General features: G+C 44.8%; 17 protein-coding genes. 6 read left to right on the top strand and 11 right to left on the bottom strand.

Annotated features, from left to right (window positions below):
* Positions 1-97: 97 nt before the first annotated feature.
* From sufD to sufB, 3 genes are read right to left on the bottom strand one after another with little or no spacing between them, the layout of a single operon-like run.
* Positions 98-1,471, bottom strand: coding sequence for a Fe-S cluster assembly protein SufD (gene sufD / locus GJU87_RS19765; protein ID WP_153641053.1), 1,374 nt, complete (start codon positions 1,469-1,471; stop codon positions 98-100).
* Between the two features lie 2 nt (positions 1,472-1,473).
* Complete coding sequence (gene sufC / locus GJU87_RS19760; RefSeq protein ID WP_106541264.1) at positions 1,474-2,226, bottom strand: Fe-S cluster assembly ATPase SufC; 753 nt, start codon at positions 2,224-2,226, stop codon at positions 1,474-1,476.
* A gap of 32 nt (positions 2,227-2,258) precedes the next feature.
* The gene (gene sufB, locus GJU87_RS19755; RefSeq protein ID WP_153641052.1) at positions 2,259-3,704 is read right to left on the bottom strand and encodes a Fe-S cluster assembly protein SufB; all 1,446 of its coding nucleotides are present in this window, start codon (positions 3,702-3,704) and stop codon (positions 2,259-2,261) included.
* A 163-nt stretch (positions 3,705-3,867) separates the two neighbouring features.
* Here sufB and thiL point away from each other — a divergent pair, with 163 nt between their 5' ends.
* Positions 3,868-4,908 carry a thiamine-phosphate kinase gene (gene thiL / locus GJU87_RS19750; RefSeq protein WP_153641051.1) on the top strand — a complete coding sequence of 347 codons (1,041 nt, stop codon included), beginning with the start codon at positions 3,868-3,870 and terminating at the stop codon, positions 4,906-4,908.
* An 86-nt stretch (positions 4,909-4,994) separates the two neighbouring features.
* Here the strand turns inward: thiL and lpxA are convergent, their stop codons facing one another.
* The 4 genes from lpxA to GJU87_RS19730 form a co-directional block, all read right to left on the bottom strand.
* Positions 4,995-5,777 (bottom strand): acyl-ACP--UDP-N-acetylglucosamine O-acyltransferase, encoded by a 783-nt coding sequence (gene lpxA / locus GJU87_RS19745; RefSeq protein ID WP_153641050.1) that lies wholly within the window; start codon positions 5,775-5,777, stop codon positions 4,995-4,997.
* 48 nt (positions 5,778-5,825) lie between these two features.
* On the bottom strand, positions 5,826-7,217 hold the full coding sequence (locus GJU87_RS19740) for a bifunctional UDP-3-O-[3-hydroxymyristoyl] N-acetylglucosamine deacetylase/3-hydroxyacyl-ACP dehydratase (protein ID WP_153641049.1): 1,392 nt from the start codon (positions 7,215-7,217) through the stop codon (positions 5,826-5,828).
* 129 nt (positions 7,218-7,346) lie between these two features.
* Positions 7,347-8,387: a UDP-3-O-(3-hydroxymyristoyl)glucosamine N-acyltransferase gene (lpxD, locus tag GJU87_RS19735; RefSeq protein ID WP_153641048.1), complete on the bottom strand. Its 1,041-nt coding sequence runs from the start codon at positions 8,385-8,387 to the stop codon at positions 7,347-7,349.
* Positions 8,388-8,428: 41 nt separating this feature from the next.
* The gene (locus GJU87_RS19730; protein ID WP_153641047.1) at positions 8,429-9,679 is read right to left on the bottom strand and encodes an HD domain-containing protein; all 1,251 of its coding nucleotides are present in this window, start codon (positions 9,677-9,679) and stop codon (positions 8,429-8,431) included.
* A 215-nt stretch (positions 9,680-9,894) separates the two neighbouring features.
* Here GJU87_RS19730 and rimP point away from each other — a divergent pair, with 215 nt between their 5' ends.
* The 3 genes from rimP to infB all read left to right on the top strand — a co-directional run bounded on the left by rimP (position 9,895) and on the right by infB (position 14,820).
* The gene (rimP, locus tag GJU87_RS19725) at positions 9,895-10,359 is read left to right on the top strand and encodes a ribosome assembly cofactor RimP (RefSeq protein WP_153641046.1); all 465 of its coding nucleotides are present in this window, start codon (positions 9,895-9,897) and stop codon (positions 10,357-10,359) included.
* Positions 10,360-10,371: 12 nt separating this feature from the next.
* Positions 10,372-11,610, top strand: a complete 1,239-nt coding sequence (gene nusA, locus GJU87_RS19720; RefSeq protein ID WP_153641045.1) for a transcription termination factor NusA — start codon at positions 10,372-10,374, stop codon at positions 11,608-11,610.
* A 90-nt stretch (positions 11,611-11,700) separates the two neighbouring features.
* Complete coding sequence (infB, locus tag GJU87_RS19715) at positions 11,701-14,820, top strand: translation initiation factor IF-2 (RefSeq protein ID WP_153641044.1); 3,120 nt, start codon at positions 11,701-11,703, stop codon at positions 14,818-14,820.
* Between the two features lie 71 nt (positions 14,821-14,891).
* Here the strand turns inward: infB and gcvH are convergent, their stop codons facing one another.
* A complete protein-coding gene (gene gcvH, locus GJU87_RS19710) occupies positions 14,892-15,272 on the bottom strand; it encodes a glycine cleavage system protein GcvH (protein WP_106541255.1) in 381 nt (126 codons plus the stop codon).
* A gap of 191 nt (positions 15,273-15,463) precedes the next feature.
* Here gcvH and tsaE point away from each other — a divergent pair, with 191 nt between their 5' ends.
* Both tsaE and GJU87_RS19700 read left to right on the top strand, forming a co-directional pair.
* The gene (tsaE, locus tag GJU87_RS19705) at positions 15,464-15,883 is read left to right on the top strand and encodes a tRNA (adenosine(37)-N6)-threonylcarbamoyltransferase complex ATPase subunit type 1 TsaE (protein WP_153641043.1); all 420 of its coding nucleotides are present in this window, start codon (positions 15,464-15,466) and stop codon (positions 15,881-15,883) included.
* 11 nt (positions 15,884-15,894) lie between these two features.
* A complete protein-coding gene (locus GJU87_RS19700) occupies positions 15,895-17,112 on the top strand; it encodes an alanine dehydrogenase (RefSeq protein WP_228492058.1) in 1,218 nt (405 codons plus the stop codon).
* Here GJU87_RS19700 and pulA read toward each other — a convergent pair.
* The 3 genes from pulA to GJU87_RS19685 all read right to left on the bottom strand — a co-directional run bounded on the left by pulA (position 17,109) and on the right by GJU87_RS19685 (position 20,647).
* Complete coding sequence (pulA, locus tag GJU87_RS19695) at positions 17,109-19,055, bottom strand: type I pullulanase (protein ID WP_153641042.1); 1,947 nt, start codon at positions 19,053-19,055, stop codon at positions 17,109-17,111. The two genes, GJU87_RS19700 and pulA, sit on opposite strands and share 4 nt — an antisense overlap.
* Before the next feature lie 3 nt (positions 19,056-19,058).
* Positions 19,059-19,586: a hypothetical protein gene (locus tag GJU87_RS19690; protein WP_153641041.1), complete on the bottom strand. Its 528-nt coding sequence runs from the start codon at positions 19,584-19,586 to the stop codon at positions 19,059-19,061.
* Positions 19,587-19,894: 308 nt separating this feature from the next.
* On the bottom strand, positions 19,895-20,647 hold the full coding sequence (locus GJU87_RS19685; RefSeq protein WP_153641040.1) for a LytTR family DNA-binding domain-containing protein: 753 nt from the start codon (positions 20,645-20,647) through the stop codon (positions 19,895-19,897).
* Positions 20,648-20,650 lie beyond the last annotated feature (3 nt).

Genomic DNA, 20,650 nt, shown 5'->3' with positions numbered 1-20,650 from the left:
AACCGGAAGTTAAGCTTTCAACGCTAACTCCCGGCTTATGCTTTGTGCCTTCCGCGAAAGCGAAAAAGCGATGTTTTTCTCGCTAAAACGAAACGAATCAGCTTTCACAGTCCATCACACAGGAGTGACATTTCGACACCTCACCGCGCAGGCGCTTGTTCACCAGCTCATCAATTCGTTCACCCAGTTTTTCGACGCGAACTTCCTGCAGCACCTCGTGTGCAAAAGCATACATCAACATCAGGCGGGCTTCCCGTTCACCAATACCACGAGACTTCAGGTAAAACAAAGCCTCCTCATCGATACGCCCAACAGTCGCTCCATGCGAACATTTCACATCGTCGTTATCAATCACCAACTGCGGCTTCGTATTCATTTTCGCAGTGCCTGTCAATAACACGTTGTTATTTCGCTGGTAAGCCAACGTTCCGTGTGATCCACGTCCCACATGAATCCGGCCCGTAAATCCACCGGTGGACTGATCATCCAAAACATTCTTGAAAAGCTGGTTGCTCTGACAATCGGGATGCGCATGTTCAACGAAAGTGAAATTATCGACATGTTGACTTTTGTCTGTCAGTGCCAGCCCATACAAATTAGCTTCAGCATGCTCGCCATCGATGAGAACGTTCAGGTTGTTGCGAACAATTCCGCCATGAAGAGACAAAGTATTGGTCAGCACATTGGAATTACGCTCCTGACGGATATACAGACCAGTCAGATTCACCGCTTTGTTATGCTGGTTTTGCAGATTGTAAAAATCGACAACCGCATTTTCACCAACGTGTGCCTCTGTCAAGTTATTCACCATGTAATCCTGCGGGTCAAGCGTATGATCGCAGAAAATCACTTTAACCTGACTGTTCTCTTCGGCGATTACCAGGTTACGCTGGGTTGCGTAAGTATTCTCTGTCCCTCTCATCAGGTCGATGATTTGGATGGGCTTTTCCACCACAACACTTCGCGGTACATAAATAAAAACACCATCCTGGGCAAAAGCCGTATTCAATGCGGTCAACGGATCTTTTTCCGGATCCGCCATCTTGCCATAATATTTTTCAACCAACTCCGGATATTCAACCGCAGCTTTGCGAAGACTGGTCACCACAACACCTTTCGGGAGGTCTGTCAGCTGCTCGTTACCGGAATAATACCAGCCATTGGTGAGCATCACCAAATTGGTATCCAGTTCCGGAACATCGCACTGGAAAAGCTCGTGCAGATTGACGTCGCTTTTCTCGTAGGCAAACACCCGACGGTGATTCTCGTTAGCAAAAATCTTCGCGAGATTGGTATACTTGTAGTTTTCCGTTTTAAAATCGGGAATTCCCTGTTTCCGGAATGCCTCGATCGCCGGCTTGCGTGCAGCATTGAGAACACCGGCCGCGCCATCTTCCAGAAGGTGAACATTCGATTCAAAAAGGTTGGCGAGCCGCTGATTGATTTCTTGATTTCTTTTCGCCTCAGTCATATTTACGCTCCCACCTCTTTTTTGATCCAGTCGTAACCTTTCTCTTCCAGTTCCAGTGCCAGCTCTTTTCCGGCTGACTTCACAATACGACCGTTATACAAAACATGAACAAAATCGGGGACAATATAATCGAGCAAACGCTGATAGTGCGTTACCACGATGGTGGCATTATCAGGGCGTTTCAAGGCATTTACACCGTGAGCCACAATACGAAGCGCGTCGATATCCAGTCCTGAGTCCGTTTCATCAAGGATCGCCAGTTTCGGTTCGAGCATAGCCATCTGGAAGATTTCGTTCTTCTTTTTCTCACCACCCGAGAAACCTTCGTTCACAGAACGGTTGGTCAAATGAGAATCGATTTCAACCAGCGCTTTCTTTTCCTTCATCAGTTTCAAAAAATCGCCGGCTTTCAGCTCATCTTTTCCCTGGTATTTACGATGCTCATTCAACGCGGTTTTCAGGAAATTGACCATACTCACTCCCGGAATTTCTACCGGATACTGAAAACTGAGGAACAGACCTTCTTTGGAACGAACATCTGCATCCATATCGAGCAGATCTTTTCCGAAGAAAGTAACCTCTCCACCAGTTACCTCATAATTTTCATGACCGGCCAACACGTTAGCCAATGTACTTTTTCCTGAACCGTTAGGTCCCATGATGGCATGAACCTCTCCGGGATTTACCTCGAGGTTGATACCCTTCAATATTTCTTTTCCTTCGACTTTAGCGTGTAAGTCTTTTACAATTAACATATTTTCTGAACTTATCTTACGTATATATCTGATTAACCCACGCTACCTTCAAGGCTGATTTGCAATAGCTTTTGTGCTTCCACTGCAAATTCCATGGGCAATTTATTGATTACTTCACGTGCATAACCATTCACAATCATTCCAACCGCATCCTGCGTTGAAATTCCGCGCTGGTTACAATAGAAAATCTGGTCTTCACCAATTTTCGATGTAGTGGCTTCGTGTTCCACCACCGATGAATTATTGGAAACTTCGATGTAGGGGAATGTATGTGCTCCACAGGTATCGCCAAGCAAGAGCGAGTCGCACTGTGAGAAGTTCCTTGCGTTTTCCGCTTTGGGAGCCACCCTCACCAAACCACGGTAGGAATTATCACTTTTTCCGGCCGAAATACCTTTCGAAATAATCGTGCTCTTGGTGTTTTTGCCAATGTGCACCATTTTGGTTCCGGTATCCGCCTGTTGGTAATTATTGGTAACAGCCACCGAGTTAAACTCAGCCACCGAATTATCGCCTAACAAAATACAACTCGGGTATTTCCAGGTAATGGCTGAACCGGTTTCCACCTGATTCCAGAAAATTTTGGACGATTCTCCTTTACACAATCCGCGTTTTGTCACGAAGTTGTAGATACCACCTTTTCCGTTTTCATCACCTGGATACCAGTTCTGTACAGTAGAGTATTTTACTTCTGCACGATCGAGTGCAATGATTTCCACAACGGCCGCGTGTAACTGATTCTCGTCACGCATCGGAGCGGTACAACCTTCGAGGTACGAAACGTAGCTATCGTCGTCGGCTACAATCAGCGTACGCTCGAATTGACCGGTATTGGCCGCGTTGATACGGAAATAAGTGGAAAGTTCCATCGGGCAACGAACACCCTTCGGGATGTAAACAAACGAACCGTCGGAGAAAACGGCTGCATTCAGCGCAGCAAAGTAGTTGTCAGTCGAGGGAACCGACATTCCCAAATATTTCTGAACCAAATCGGGATGCTCCTGAACAGCTTCACTGAACGAGCTGAAGATAATTCCCTTTTCGGCAAGTGTTTCTTTAAAAGTGGTTTTCACCGACACGCTGTCCATCACTGCATCTACCGCCACGCCGGCGAGTAATTTCTGCTCTTCCAGCGGAATACCCAGCTTTTCGAAAGTGCTCAGTAATTCAGGGTCAACTTCGTCAAGACTCTGCAATTCCTTTTTCTTTTTCGGTGCTGAATAATAGATGATGTCCTGGTAATCGATTTCCGGGATTTTCAGGTAAGCCCAGTCCGGCATTTCCATCTCCAGCCATTTGCGATAAGCTTTCAAACGGAAATCAAGCATAAACTGAGGCTCTTTCTTCTTGGCCGAGATCCAACGAATCACATCTTCATTCAACCCTTTTCCCAGCGTATCGGAATCAATATTGGTCACAAAACCATACTGATATTCACTCTTTGTTACTTTATCAAGTAGTTTATTTTGGTCTTCCATAACTGCGAATATTTAATTAAAGCCGGCCCACCTCTTCACTATGCGCGTCTCACACCGTTAACACATTTAAATAGACCGCTTTTAAATTGTTGCAAAGATATAAAATGTGCGCTATTTTTGAAGCCTGATTCCTACTAAAAAAAACCTCGAGGTCTTTTATTATATGACAGACGAAAAAAGAACAATTCATCAACTTTCCGAACTCGGAGAGTTTGGCCTGATCAACAGGCTTACATCACATCTTACTATACACAACAAAAGTACCCTCAAGGGGGTTGGCGATGACTGTGCAGTTTTAGATTTTAATAACAAAAAGACGGTCGTAACTACTGATATGCTGACGGAAGGAATTCACTTCAACCTGATGTATGTCCCGTTAAAACATTTAGGATACAAAGCTGTGGTGGTCAACCTCAGCGATGTTTATGCTATGAATGCCATCCCGAAACAGATTACCGTTAGTATGGCCATATCGTCGAAGTTTTCCATCGAAGCACTCGACGAGCTTTATTCCGGCATCCGGTTGGCCTGCGACACGTACGGAGTTGATTTGGTGGGAGGAGACACTACCTCATCGATGACGGGACTGGTGCTTTCCATTACCGCTATCGGTGAAGCCGAAGAAGAAGATTTGGTTTTCCGCAGCGGCGCCAAACCAACCGATCTTTTATGTGTCAGTGGTGATTTAGGTGGCGCATACATGGGATTGCAATTGCTGGAAAGAGAAAACGAAGTCTTCAAAGTGAACCCAAAAATGCAACCGCAGTTGGAAGGTTATGACTACATCCTGGAAAGACAGTTAAAACCGGAAGCCCGGCGTGACATGTTGAGAATCTTTCAGGAACAAGGAATTCATCCCACCGCCATGATTGATATCTCAGATGGATTGTCATCCGAAATTATGCACATCTGTGAAGAATCGGGAACCGGCTGCAAATTGTTTGAAGACCGAATCCCAATGGATGATCAGACCAAACAAATGGCGGAAGAGTTAAATGTCAATCCGCTGGTTGCGGCATTGAACGGAGGCGAAGATTATGAATTGTTATTCACCATCCCGGTAGGTGATTATGACAAAATCCGGAATCATCCGGACATTACCGTTATTGGCCATATTACTGAAAAGTCGGAAGGGACTAATTTGGTTACCGCCGGCAGTGGCCAGGAAATTCCGCTTATGGCGCAAGGCTGGAACCCGCTGTGAACCAAGAATAAAACATTCAAAAATTCTCAAGCAATAAAAAAACCGCCCCGGAAATGGAGGCGGTTTTCTTTTTCAATATCATATCATCAATCGGGGAAATATCCTTTGATAATTCCTCGTTTCGAATCTTTTACAAATAACAAGATATCATCACGCTCGCGGGAAGCAGGAAGCTCAGCTTCAATTACTTCCAACGCCTGTGTATTATTGTAACCTTTCTGATAAATCAGGCGGTAGATTTCCTGCATCTCACGGATTTTTTCGTTGGTATATCCACGACGACGAAGTCCGATAGAATTCACACCAACATATGACAACGGCTCACGGCCTGCCTTGATGTACGGAGGAACATCTTTCCGCACCAACGAACCACCCGAAAGCATCACATGCTTACCAATATGGCAGAACTGATGTACGGCTGTATATCCACCCAGGATAGCAAAGTCGTCAACGAAAACTTCACCGGCCAAACCGGTATAGTTAACCAAAATAACGTTGTTTCCAACCACACAGTCGTGGGCAATATGGACATATGCCATGATGAGACAGTTACTTCCTACTACCGTTTTACCTTTAGCAGCAGTACCTTTATTAATGGTTACATACTCGCGAATGGTTGTGTTGTCTCCAATTTCCACGGTAGTATATTCTCCCTGGAATTTCAGGTCCTGTGGCTCACCACCAATCACCGCTCCGGGAGATATTTTACAATTCTTACCAATCCGGGTACCCGGCAAAATGGTAACATTAGGTCCAATATGGGAACCTTCGCCAATCACCACGTCCTTATCAACAGTTGTAAAGGGCTCGATGACTACATTTTCAGCAATCTGAGCTTCGGGATGAACGTACGCTAAAGGTTGTTTCATTACTATAAAATTTGAGACAACACCAATGGTTGTCGTTTCAGAATCATCTTAGTTTTTAACAATTTGGGCCATAAATTCGCCTTCGCAGACAACCGTGTCGCCAACAAAAGCATAGCCAATCATATTAGCAATTCCACGACGAATCGGACCTGCCAGCTTCAATTTAAATATCAATGTATCGCCTGGCACCACCTTCTTTCTAAACTTAATGTTGTCAAGTTTCATGAAATAAGTGGAGTAATTCCCGTCGGAAGGTAATGAACTAATCACAAACACACCCCCACATTGCGCCATGGCTTCCACCATCAGAACGCCGGGCATAACCGGCTCATCCGGAAAATGACCGCTGAAAAACGGCTCATCCATGGTCACGTTTTTCACTCCGATAATGAAATCGTCTCCTTTGTCCATGATTTTGTCAACCAAAAGGAATGGAGACCGGTGCGGCAACATCGTTTTTATCTCGTTAATATCGTATAAAGGAGTCTCGTTGGGGTCGTATTCCGGTGCTGAGTTCAGAGCCGTCTGACGCTTGCATTCTTTCTGGAGAATCCGGGCAAACTCCGTGTTAGCCATGTGTCCCGGACGACGGGCTATGATTCGCCCTTTGATGCGCTTTCCAACAAGGGCCAGGTCGCCAATCACATCAAGCAACTTATGGCGGGCACATTCGTTTTCGAAATGCAGATCCAGATTATTTAAAACACCAATCTTATCGACCTGAACATGCTCGTGATTAAACAAGTCGGCAATGCGATCCAACTCCTGCTGAGGCATCTGCTGATCCATAATAACAATCGCGTTGTCCAGATCGCCACCTTTCACGAGATTATTCTTCAACAACATTTCCAGCTCACGCACAAAAACAAACGTACGACAAGGAGCCACTTGTTTTTCAAAGTCTTTTAATGAACTGAGCGTCGCAAATTGATTTCCCAACACTACCGAATCATAGGAAATCATCACATCCAGAGCAAACTCATCGTCCGGAAGCGCAATCAACTCAATTCCCTGCTCTTCGTTCCGATAAACAATTTTTTGCTTGATTTCGAAATAGTCGCGACGGGCTTCCTGTTCAACCAGGCCTGCTTCTTTCAGCGTAGCTACAATGGGAGCAGAACTTCCGTCCAAAATGGGAGCTTCGGGACCATCTACCTCGATCAGCACATTATCAATATCCATCCCAAGCAAAGCAGCCATCGTGTGCTCAATCGTGCTAATCCCAACTTCACCTTCCTGAAGAACCGTTCCGCGCGAAGTACCCTTTACTTTCGATACATCGGCGTTAATCACCGGTTTTCCCTCAACATCTATCCTCTGAAATTTGAAACCATGATCTTCGGGAGCAGGTTTAAAGGTCATCGTTACTTCTACTCCCGTATGGAGTCCTATACCTGTCACCGAAACAGGTTTCGCAATGGTCTTTTGTTTCACACTCATTTTTCTGAGAAATTTGGTTCAACCCGGTTAGGCTATTGCCGGAATTCCGGGAGTTCTCATCCCATTTTTATTATTTCAGAATTCCCAAAAATAAACAATAAACCGTCTGAATCAATCACTTCACTAAAATCAGCTGTTGGATTCGTCCAGGTCTTTTATTTTCCGCCCAAGCTCAATCACATCTGAACGCAACTGCGGAAGATTCTTAAATACGGCATACGACTTCATAAAATCGCGATGTCCAAAAGCAGGCGTTCCAAAAATTGTCGAGTTATCTTTCACATTATTTGAGATTCCTGATTGGGCACCAACTTTTACGTTATTGCCAATTCTAATATGACCGGCAATACCTACTTGTCCGCCAATCATACAATTTTCTCCAATCTTAGCTGATCCTGCAACTCCTACCTGAGCTACAATAACAGTATTTTTTCCAACCTCCACATTGTGTGCAATCTGCACCAGGTTGTCAATTTTCACACCTTCGTTGATAACGGTTGACCCCATAGTCGCACAATCGATCGTAGTATTCGAGCCAATTTCTACATTATCACGAATCTCTACATTTCCAACCTGTGCAATCTTATCGTAACTGCCATCAGAAGTTGGCGCAAATCCAAATCCATCGGAACCAACAACTGAGCCAGCATGCAAAATACAGTTTTTACCCACCTTACAGCCGGCATAAACTTTCACACCTGCATATAAAATAGTATCGTCACCAACAGTAACTCCATCGCCAATATATACGTTGGGATAAATTTTTACATTCTTGCCGATCGTCGCGTTTTCGCCTATATAGGCAAAAGCTCCGACGTACAGCTGTTCACCGACAGTTGCTGATTCGCTTATAAAGGAAGGTTGTTCAATACCTACTTTTTTCGGCTTCGATTGCTCGTAATAATTCAGCAATTTGGCAATCGAAGCGTAGGCGTCATCTACACGGATAAGCGTACAGGAAAGTTCATCCTCCGGTTTGAAATCGCGGTTAACCAGCACCACCGATGCCTTGGTTGTATATATATATTTAGCGTAAGCCGGATTAGCAAGAAAAGCTAATGTTCCGGGGATTCCCTGGTCGATTTTGGAAACATTATTCACTTTTACACTGCCATCTCCTTCTACTTCACCGCCCAGCAACCCGGCAATGTCGTTGGCTGAAAACTCCATGCGCTGTTCTTTAAATTTCGTGCAAAAATAGTTAATTAATATTACTTCAAAATTATTTCGCGAGGATAACAGACAAAATATTTGCGCACAGTCGTCGATAATCCGGACAAATTAATGTCCGAAGCATCCTTGATATCCTTGATCTTTCCGTTTTTGAACAAGATATTGATCTGCTCTACACTTGGCATGTAGGCATTGTTTGTCGCTGTTCCCGAAATGACAAAATAATCGGCTTCGGATGATGTCACCGAAAAAGTCTTCATAACACGTTCACGCAATTCTGCCCTCTTTTTTTCCGTTACCGGATGATTACTCAATTTGATCTTAAAAAGGTTTCGGTTAATAATACTCCCGGAAAGCGTTGACAAAATCACGTCTGAATGACGAGTCCATTCTTTGATCGAACTAAGAATATCCGTATCATCCAGCTCGGCAAACAGTTGAAGCGCTGATTTGACCGTTTCGTTGTCGCCCGATTCAAACTCGTGCCGGGTGATATCGCCACGCAAAAACACACCGAGTGCCGGCGGGGCAAATACATTGTCGCCATCGGAAGCCAACTCATGCGCCCTTTTCAGCACACTTATCATCATATGCTCGGCCGACAAAACGGTTTTGTGCATGTAAACCTGCCAATACATCAAGCGCCGGGCAATCAGAAATTTCTCGATAGAGTAAATCCCCTTCGACTCAACCACCAGCTCACCATTCCGGATATTCAGCATCTTGATGATCCGATCTGACGAAACAATTCCTTCCGAAACACCGGAATAGAAGCTGTCACGCTTCAGGTAGTCGAGTCGATCCATGTCCAGCTGACTACTGACCAACTGGTGCAGAAATTTCTTGTGATACTCTCCGGCAAATATCTGAATAGCCAGGTCGAGACGGCCGTCAAATTCACGGTTTAACTGGTGCATGAACAACTTCGAGATAACTTCATGGGAAATCCCTTTCACCATGCTCTCTTCCAAGGCATGGGAAAACGGGCCGTGCCCAATGTCATGCAAAAGGATAGCAGCCAGCACGCCCGTCGTTTCCTCATCTGTTATCTCATGCCCTTTTGTTTTCAGCACATCCAGCGCAGAACGCACCAAATGCATCGCTCCAATAACGTGCTCGAAACGGGTATGATTGGCACCAGGATAAACCAGGCTGGAAAGCCCCAGCTGTTTAATCCGACGAAGACGCTGCACGTAAGGATGACTAATCAAATCCAACAACAACGGTGAATCCCACTCGATAAACCCCCACACCGGATCGTTGACAATTTTTCGTTTAAGCGGCTTCAAATGATGTTCTTTTAGGATATTTTTAACTTCTGCAAAATACAAAATGTTTTCGGAAGGGGAAGGAAAAGGCCGGCAACCCCCTAAGACCCAAATCTAAAATAGCTGAAACAAAAGTAGGTTTGTTTTGATATATCATACAATTATATTATTTTTGCGGCGAAGAATAATCGAAGGATTTAGGGGACAGTGAGTCCCCTATTTTATTAGGGTTAAAGATGATTAATAAAGAACTGATTCGGAGTCTGATTGATGAGAAGCTTACTGACGACATATTTGTTGTCGATATTCAGGTCTCAACCGGTAACGCCATATCGGTTCTGATTGATAGTGATAGCGGGCTGAGCATCGAACAATGCGTTGCATTCAGCCGTCAAATTGAGCATAATCTAGACCGCGATGAAGAAGATTTTCAACTGGAGGTTTCGTCGCCGGGTTTAACCCAACCCTTCAAGGTGCTTCGTCAGTACCAAAAAAATATTGGACGCGAAATTGAAGTAACAACCAATGACGGTGACAAGCACACCGGCATTTTAAAGGAAGCCGGTGAAGACGGCATCATACTGGAAGAAAGCCGGCGTGAGCGGGTTGAAGGAAAAAAGAAGAAGGTAACTGTAACAGAGAACCTTCCATTTTCGTTCGACAAGATAAGAACAGCAAAAAGCGTTATTTCTTTTAAATAAAAGAATAAAGAAATGGACAATCTGAACTTGATTGACACCTTCTCGGAGTTTAAAGAGTTAAAGAACATCGACAGAGCCACAATGATGAGTGTGCTGGAAGATGTTTTTCGCAGTGTGCTACAAAAACAATACGGCACCGATGAGAATTTCGATGTAATCATCAACCCTGACAAGGGCGACTTCGAGATTTGGCGGAACCGTGAGGTTGTAGAAGACAAGGATTTAACCGATCCGAACCTTCAGATTTCATTATCTGAAGCCAAGAAAATTGATACCGACTACGAAGTAGGTGAAGAAGTGTCTGACGAAGTGAGATTGGTTCATTTCGGTCGCCGGGCAATTCTTAACTTGCGTCAGAATCTGGCAGCAAGGATATTGGAGCTTGAAAAAGATAACATTTACACCATATATAAATCAAAAGTAGGTGATATTGTTACCGGAGAAGTTTACCAAATTTGGAAAAGGGAAATTCTAGTACTCGACGACGAAGGCAACGAACTGTTGCTTCCGAAAGCTGAGCAGATTCCTTCAGACTTTTTCCGGAAAGGAGATACCATTCGTGCAGTTGTTGTGAGGGTTGAGATGAAGAACAACAATCCGCAGATTATTCTGTCACGGACATCGCCGGTATTCCTCGAAAGACTTTTCGAGTTGGAAGTTCCCGAGATTTTCGATGGCCTGATAACCATCAAGAAAATCGTTAGAGTACCCGGTGAGCGGGCCAAAGTTGCCGTTGAGTCATACGACGAGCGCGTTGATCCGGTAGGAGCTTGTGTAGGAATGAAGGGTTCCCGCATTCATGGCATCGTAAGGGAGCTACGTAACGAAAATATTGATGTAATTAATTTTACGAATAACTTGCAGCTGTACATTCAACGGGCATTGAACCCGGCCAAAATTTCCACCATTAAGATTAATGAAGAGGATAAACGTGCCGAGGTATATCTGAAACCCGAAGAAGTATCGCTCGCAATTGGTAAAGGCGGTTTGAATATCCGTCTGGCCAGTCAGTTGACCGGCTACGAAATTGACGTTTACCGCGATCAGATAGAGGAAGACGAGGAGGATGTTAACCTCGACGAATTCTCTGACGAAATTGAAGATTGGATTCTCGATGAATTGAAAGCAATTGGTTGCGACACAGCCAAGAATGTATTAAGTCTTTCAAGAGAGGAATTGATCAAAAGAACCGATCTTGAAGAGGAAACCATTGACGAGGTTCTCCGTATCTTCAAGACTGAATTTGAGTAACTCATGTTCATGTCAACAGCAGACAATCTGCCGTACAGAGATTCGGGGTAAACGGAACAGACATTTTGATTATTAACTCTTTGGCTAAATATGGTTGTAGGAAACAAAGGTACTAGATTAAGTAAAATTGCACGCGAATTAAACGTGGGTATTTCCACCCTGGTTGACTATTTGCAGAAGCAGGGGGTCGAGATTTCATCCAATCCGAACACCAAGATTGATGATAAGACACAGGAAATGCTCGAAAAGCAGTTTCGTAAAGATCACGAGGCTCGCATCGAAGCGAACAGGGTGAACTTGCGTCAAACAAGGTCGAAGAAAGAATCTGTTTCACTTGATGACGTTCATCAGGAGGAAAATGCAGACACGGAAGAAGAAGACTTCCAGGATGATGACTCCATCCGTATCGCCGACCATAGCAGTTCAGCGCACCGCGCAGAAGAGAAAAAACAACAACCGTCGGAAGAACCTCCCAAACCCAAACAATCCAAAGAACCTACGCCTCCTGCACCCGAGAAGAAAGAAGACAAGCCAAAAGTTAAAGTTGTTGGTCACGTAGATTTGGAAAACGTGGGCCCAAAGAAAGCCCCAAAAGAGGAAGAGAAAAAGGAAACTCCGAAAGCAGAGAAAGCTCCGGAGAAAAAAGAACCGGTACCTTCTCCCGAATCTTCAGAAAAGGAAAAGAAACAGCAGGAACAAGATAAGTCCGAAAAAGCTCCGAAACAGGAGAAAAAAGAGCCAGGGAAGACTGAAAAACCCACGGCTGGGACACCGCCTGAAGCTGAGAAATCAGACAAAAAGGAATCTGCTTCGCAAAAAGCAGAGGACAAAGTTAAAGTCGTTGGTAAAGTCGATCTCGATTCCATGAAGCCTGGCTCAAAACAAACTAAAGAGACTCCGAAAAAACAGCAAAGACCTACCCAGGGAGAGCAGGAAGCTCGAAAAAAACCGCAGGGAAAGGGCAAAGAGAAAGAGCAATCGCACGAGGCGAATGCTGATAACGGAGATGAAATTTTCAAACTGGAAAGAAAGAAACTTTCCGGACCGACAGTCGTCGGAAAAATTGATCTTCCGCAAGCAGATAAACGCAAGCCCGGAAACAATAAGAATAAAAAAGACGAAGAACGGCAAAACCGAAGGAAAAAGCGTAAAAGGATTCAGAAGGACCCAAAAGAACGCGTTTCGGTAAGCAATAACAAAAAGGACAATCAGCCCAACAAGCAACAACATCATAAAGATGGAGGCAAAAGGGGCGATTGGAAGAAAAAACCGAACCGGAAGAAAAACGCACCGAAAAAAGAGGTTAGCGAGGAAGATGTTCAGAAGCAAATCAAAGAAACACTTGCCCGCCTGACTTCCAAAGGTCAGAAATCGAAAGGTTCGAAATACCGTCGTGAGAAACGTCATGCTGTCAGTGAGAAGATGGCTGAGGAAATGGCGAAAGCCGAACAGGAAAAGAATGTAATTAAGGTAACAGAATTCGTTTCTGTAAACGAATTGGCCAACATGATTGATGTTCCGGTTACCAAGATTATCGAAACCTGTATGAATCTCGGCTTGTTCGTATCCATCAACCAGCGTCTCGATGCGGAAACCATGGCTCTTGTTGCCGATGAGTTCGGCTACACCGTAGAATTTATCTCGGTAGAGGTACAGGAAGCCATCATGGAAGAGGACGATACCGACGAGGAAATGCAACCTCGCCCGCCGATTGTAACGGTGATGGGACACGTCGACCACGGTAAAACCTCACTGCTCGACTACATTCGGAAAACCAACGTAATTGCCGGTGAGGCCGGAGGTATTACACAGCACATTGGAGCATACAACGTCACGCTGGAAGATAATCGTAAGATTACTTTCCTCGATACTCCAGGTCACGAGGCTTTTACAGCAATGCGTGCCCGTGGTGCTCAGATTACCGATATCGCCATCATTATTATCGCTGCCGATGATAACGTGATGCCGCAGACAATCGAGGCTATCAACCACGCTTCAGCAGCTGGTGTGCCAATTATATTCGCTATCAATAAAGTTGATAAACCGGGAGCCAACCCGGAGCGAATCAAGGAAGAGTTAGCCAACATGAACTACCTCGTTGAAGAGTGGGGTGGTAAATACCAGTCACAGGACATCTCGGCCAAGAGTGGTAATGGCATCGAAGAATTGATGGAGAAAGTGCTGCTTGAAGCTGAAATGCTCGACTTGCAGGCCAATCCGGATAAACGTGCTGTCGGTTCGGTTATCGAATCATCGCTGGATAAAGGACGTGGTTATGTTGCCACAGTATTGGTTCAAGCCGGTACACTCCGGGTAGGTGACGTTATCCTGGCCGGACAGTATTTTGGACACGTCAAAGCGATGTTCAACGAACGGAACCAGCGAATCGAAGAGGTGGGTCCATCAGAACCTACGTTGATTCTCGGATTGAACGGTGCACCACAGGCTGGTGACAAGTTCAATGTAATGGAAGAAGAAAAAGAGGCCCGGCAAATTGCCAACAAGCGCGAACAGTTACAGCGTGAGCAAGGACTCCGGACTCAGAAACATATCACACTCGACGAGATTGGTCGTCGTATCGCCATCGGAAACTTCCAGGAACTGAATGTGATTGTGAAAGGTGACGTTGACGGTTCCATCGAAGCACTCTCCGACTCGTTGATTAAACTGTCGACGCAGGAGATTCAGGTAAATGTTATCCACAAAGCTGTGGGACAGATTACCGAATCGGATGTGATGCTGGCTACCGCATCCAATGCGATTATCATTGGATTCCAGGTACGTCCGTCCATCAATGCTCGCCGGATTGCGGAGAAAGAGGAAATCGATATCCGTCTCTACTCCATTATCTACGACGCTATCAACGAAATCAAGTCGGCGATGGAAGGAATGCTTGCTCCCGAAATCAAGGAAGAAATACAGGGAACGGCCGAAATTATGACAACGTTCAAGATCACCAAAGTGGGTACCATTGCCGGTTGTATCGTTCGGGATGGAAAGATTACCCGCAATGCTCAGGTTCGTGTCATCAGGGATGGTATCGTGGTCTACACAGGCGTACTTGGTTCACTGAAGCGCTTCAAGGATGATGTGAAAGAGGTTGCCCGTGGTTACGAATGTGGATTAAACATCGAAGGCTACAATGATATCAAAGAAGGTGATTTTGTAGAAGCTTTCACTGAGGTAGAAGTGGCCAAAAAACTGAAATAAGCAAAATTCACGATAAAAGAAAAGCCGGTCAAAATTTTGACCGGCTTTTTTAGTGTCTTTTAGGAGGATAATCAGCCCTCGATCAAATCTTTGTATTCGTCTGCCGACATCAGGTCATCCAATTCAGATGAGTCACTCATGGCAATTTTAATCATCCATCCTTTTCCGTACGGATCTTTGTTCACCAACTCGGGTGCGTCTTCCAGTTCAGTATTGAAAGACTCTACGGTTCCGGAAACGGGCATGAACAAATCAGAGACAGTTTTAACGGCTTCGACAGTACCAAAAACCTCCTCTTTTCCCAGTTCGTCGCCTTCGGTCTCAATTTCGAGGAAAACGATATCACCTAACTCACCCTGAGCAAAATCGGTGATACCAACTACAGCTTTGTCACCTTCCACACGAACCCATTCGTGGTCTTTCGTGTATTTTAAATCAGCAGGAATATTCATAAGATAAAACGTTTTAAAAATTTCAGATGCTTTCCCAAAAGTACAACAATTTTTGGTTTAAACCCTATTAGAAAGTCAGCTCCAAAAACAGATTCCTGAACTGGGAAAAGAAGCGTTGAAATTAATTAATGCACTGTTTTTATTAAATCCCGAAATTGATTAAAATTGAAAAACGAAAATCCACATTGAAAATGTTTAAGGCTGAGATACATTCTCTGGAGGATATCAACCATATCGCCAAGCGATTTATTGCGGCGCATCCGGCCGACAGAGTATTTGCATTTTACGGCAAGATGGGAGCGGGTAAAACAACGTTTATCAAGGCGTTATGCGAAGAAATGCAGGTAATCGATTACGTTACATCCCCCACCTTTGCATTGATCAACGAATACCAAACTTCAACCGACGACCAGATTTTCCACTTCGATTTTTACCGGATAAAAACACTGGAAGAAGCGTTCGATTTTGGTTATGAAGACTACTTTTTCAGTGGAAAACACTGCTTTATCGAATGGCCCGAAAAAATTGAGGCCCTTCTGCCAGAGAATGCTGTTAAAGTCTATATCACAGAACTGGACGACGGACTGAGGATGATCGAATCGAAAAATTAACCTGATACGCCATGATTCAACGGAAATCTTCCAAAATGAGTTCGCTTGCCAATCCGGATTTGCTTCCCAAAGAGCAACTCCTGATTCCACAAAAGAAAAGCATGAAACTGAGCATCGGCATTCCGAATGTCGTTCCCGACGTAGAGTTCCGTATTCCGTTGACGCCACAGGCTGTTGAACTTTTGGTGTCGAATGGCCATGATATCTTCATTGAAAAAGGAGCAGGAGAAGGTTCCAGTTATTCCGATCACGCTTACGCTGAATCAGGAGCCGTCATCTGTGAAACGAAAGCCGAAGTTCTTCAGTCGGACGTGATTGTAAAAATGTCTGCATTTACACTAGAGGAAGCAAAACTTTTGAAAGGCAACCAACTTCTGTTGTCGCCGCTATACATCACATTTCAAAGCCAGGAAACCGTTCGCAAACTAATGCAAAAACGGGTGACTGCCATTGGCTTTGAGTACATGAAAGACGAACATGGCATTTTCCCGGTTACCCGGATTTTAAGTGAAATAATGGGAAACGCTGCCATTTTTGTAGCCAGCGATTACCTCAGTACCTTCCGGGACGGAAAAGGAGTTATCCTTGGCGGAATCACCGGCATATCTCCAACCGAAGTAGTTATCATCGGTTCCGGAACAGCAGCTGAGTTTGCAGCCCGCAACGCGTTGGGCCTCGGAGCGGTTGTCAAGGTGTTCGACGATAGTATCCACAAGCTGATGCGTTTCCAGGAACGACTGGGTCAAAGGGTTTTTACTTCGGTATTTCACCCGAAAGCGTTAAAGAAAGCGTTGAAATCAGCGGATGTAGCTATCGGCGCATTATCGATGAACGAGGTTCCGAAAATTATTGTCCCCGAAACGATGGTGGAGAATATGAAAAACGGTTCTGTCATTATCGATCTGAATATCATCCAGGGAGGTTGTTTCGAAACGTCACGGATTACCAATCTGAAAAAACCGGTTTTCAACAGACATGGTGTTATTCACTACTGTGTACCAAATATCTCTTCGCGAATGGCGCGAACCACATCTATTTCGGTTAGCAACATCATCGCTCCCATCCTGCTCAACATGGGACGTTCAGGGAGTTTGAAACAATATATCCGAATCAACCAGGGATTCTGCGAAGGAATTTATGTTTTCAACGGCATCCTAACGAATCACGATCTCGGGAACATACTCGACATTCCTGTTAAGGATATCAACCTTCTACTTGCTGCTTTCTAATCTTCAGCCACCAAAATCATCATCGAGGTAGGATGAATGCGCACTTTTCCGGTAGTCATCCGCCCCATTCCATTGGGATTAATTTCCCCGTCCTCAGCAATAACCAGCCAGTTGGCTTCAGGAATTTCCAGTTCAACTGAGTAATTATTTCCGTTAAATAACATCTGGATACTCTTCCATGAATCGCCATTGGCATAATCACCCAGCTCGTATTGAATAATTCCGGGAATGTATTTCCCGTTGAACCGCATCTTCTCGTTTATCATTTTCGCAGAACTCATCCGGAATGCCGGATGCTGCCGGCGCAGCTCAATGCATTTCTGAGTGAAAAGGAACAAATTGTGAAATTCGTGCTTCCGGCTCCAGTCAATCTGGTTCAACAAATCGGGTGACCGATATGAATCGTGATGACCTCCCTTGGTCCGCATCATTTCGGATCCTGCGTGCAGAAACGGCACCCCTTGCGAAGTAAGCACAATACCTAAGGCAAGCCGGACCATTCGTTCGATCTGTGCCTTGGAAGCCTCCGGACAGGAGTATTGAAGCTTATCAAACAACGTAAAATTGTCGTGACATGAGACGTAATTAATACATTGTGCAGCTTCGTTGGCCCAGGGGCCTTTCGACGATTCGACATAGTCGTACGCAATCTGATCGTGTTTTACCGCGCCCACCATCGAAAACTTCAAACGCTCTTCCTGCAGCGTATGACCACTGATGAAGCCGGTACTAAACTGATCGAAAGCACTTCCTTTCAAGCCGTCGCGCATGTCGTCGCTAAAGCTGGCAATCCGGTCGAGCTTCAACGTGTGCCGTTTGGTCGCCCGCCTCTTCTTTTCCAGAGGGCTTTTGCCGGCAGTCCATCCTTCGCCGTAAAGGAAAATATTCGGGTTGATAGTATCGAGACTTTCCCGAATGATATTCATCGTTTCAATATCCAGCACTCCCATTAAATCGAAACGAAATCCATCAATATGATATTCTGAAGCCCAATACATCACCGAATCAACGATATACTTCCGCACCATCGCCCTTTCAGAAGCCAGTTCATTTCCGCATCCGCTCGCATCGGAAAAACTTCCATCCTCTTTCTGTCGATAAAAATAACCGGGAACGGTTTGATTGAAGTACGACTCGTTGATAAGACCAGTATGATTGTAAACCACATCGAGGATGACGCCAATTTCCTGTTCATGTAACGCCTTTACCAGTTGCTTCAGCTCTCTAACCCGTACTCTGCCATCGTTCGGGTCAGTTGAGTACCATCCCTCGGGTGTATTGTAGTTCAGCGGGTCGTACCCCCAATTGTATTGAGGAGCTTCCTTTCTTTCGTCAACCGTATAGAAATCGGCAACCGGCAACAAATGAACGTGAGTGACTCCCAGCTCATCAAGATGATCCAGTCCAGTTTTTTCTCCTGTGAGTGTTTTTGTTCCGGTCTCGGTAAATCCCAGGTATTTTCCTTTATGTTCTATACCCGAATCAGGTGACATGGAAAAATCACGGATATGCGTTTCGTAAATGAGCATATCGGTAGGAGAAGCTGGCACAACGTGTTCGTCATCTGCCCATCCTTCCGGATTAGTTTCCGCCGGATTGAAGATCATCCCACGCCGGCCGTTAATACCGGTGCTTCGAGCGTAAATGTCGGGACCTTCCAGAAGCCAGCCGTAGTTGTCGCGTACTTGAAGGGTGTAGTACCAACCATTCCAGTCTCCCGATAACTCCAAAAGCCAGATGCCATTATCTCTTTGCTCGAGGTAGTGTTCAACCTCGGCATCGCCTCCAAATCCTTCCCGGTACAACCGAAAAAAAATACGGGTTGCCGAAGGCGCCCAAACCTTCACCATGGTCTTATCCTCAGACCAGAATACTCCTAAATCGTTACCTTCGTAAACGGGGTATTTATCAAATTCAACAGGATTAAATTTCCAGTTTCTCACAGTCTATATCCATTTTAAACGCACAATCCGGCTTTCGAGCCGAATATTTCCATTCACTTCCGCGACTTCTACTCTCACTCTGGTAGCGGTTCTCAGAATGGGTTCCTTCCGATAAAAAGGTTCGAGTTGCACGGTTAGCTCGTGGGTTTGGCCGGCATCCAACAACAGCGGATAAATCTCCGATTCATTTACTTTCCGTATCCTGAATTTTCGGGAACTTCGCCACCGTTTAAATACAATTACCGGCGCTTCAATATCAATTGTACGGTCCGAATGATTTTTCATTCTGACATACAAAACAATGGGTCTGAATTCCGGTTCACCAGAAAGTGACAATGACAATTCTCCGTTACCTGATTCACTGTTTTTCGACGCGCTGAACAGTCGTCTCCACGAAACCCTCCTCCATAAATAGTACACGATTACCGGCACGAGCAAAGCGGCCAGTCCCCAAAGTATCTTGTACCCTTCAGGTCCGACATTATGCAACGCTAATAAACTATTTACCGAAAGTGTAACACATGCAATCATCCTCTGGTGCAGGATTTAATCACACAAAAGAAGGGAATTCTGCGAATATTCCCGCATAAAAATCAGTCGATTACCAAAATATCTTTAAAGAGAAACGCTGACACAAACTACTCTTGTTTAAAACCCGTGAATATATTGTTGAAAACTCAGCCTATCACGTTCAAATAGTAGTTGAAAACCTTATGATATATCCCTACGGATAGTTAATAAACTGGAAAGGAAGATCTTTTGTCTGCTTTGATTCATTACATTCCAGTTGAAGGAGAGTTGATAAAAAAAACGTTATTCACACCTTATTAACAACAATATTAAAAACTCAGCCTTTCCCGAAGATTGCGGTAACCCGATTTACTAACCTTCAGTTTTTCACCACCATTAAGCCGAAGTACCCACGACTCTTTCTCGTACTGCTGAATTTCGCTGATTTGTGATACATTCACCAGATAAGAACGATGAATACGAATGAATTGCTGCGGATCCAGGTGAGTCTCGAAGTATTTCATCGTCTTCTGTTTCATTGCATGTTCATTCTTCCAGTAGATCATCACGTAGTCGTCCTGCGACTCAATATAGCGGATATCGCTGGCCGGAATAATGTGGATTTTACTCCCGGATTTAACGACAATCCGTTCCACATGAACCACCTGATCATCGTGATCCCTGACTAACTTTTCAACAGGCAGCTGTTCGATATCTTTTTTCTCGATTCGTTCGATAGCTTTATCAACAGCCTGAGAAAGCCGCTCGATTGGGTAAGGCTTCAACAAGTAATCAACGGCGTTCATCTCGAAGGCGCGGATGGCATATTGATCGAATGCCGTGGAAAAAATAATTTCCGGCGGCTCGTTTAGCAGCTCCAGCATCTCGAAACCGTTGACTTTAGGCATCTGAATATCCAGGAACACCAAATCGGGATGCAGCTCCTGAACAGCCTTCACTCCTTCAAGCCCGTTCGAACATTCTCCGATCACTTCAACACGTTGGTCTTCTTTGAGGTACTCAATTAATAATTCACGGGCCAGATCTTCATCATCAACAATAAGGACGCGATATTTTTTCATGGC

The organism is Prolixibacter sp. NT017 (assembly GCF_009617875.1).
Lineage (GTDB): Bacteria > Bacteroidota > Bacteroidia > Bacteroidales > Prolixibacteraceae > Prolixibacter.
The sequence above is the reverse complement of the archived record's forward strand: the minus strand, read 5'-3'. Positions and strand labels throughout refer to the sequence as shown.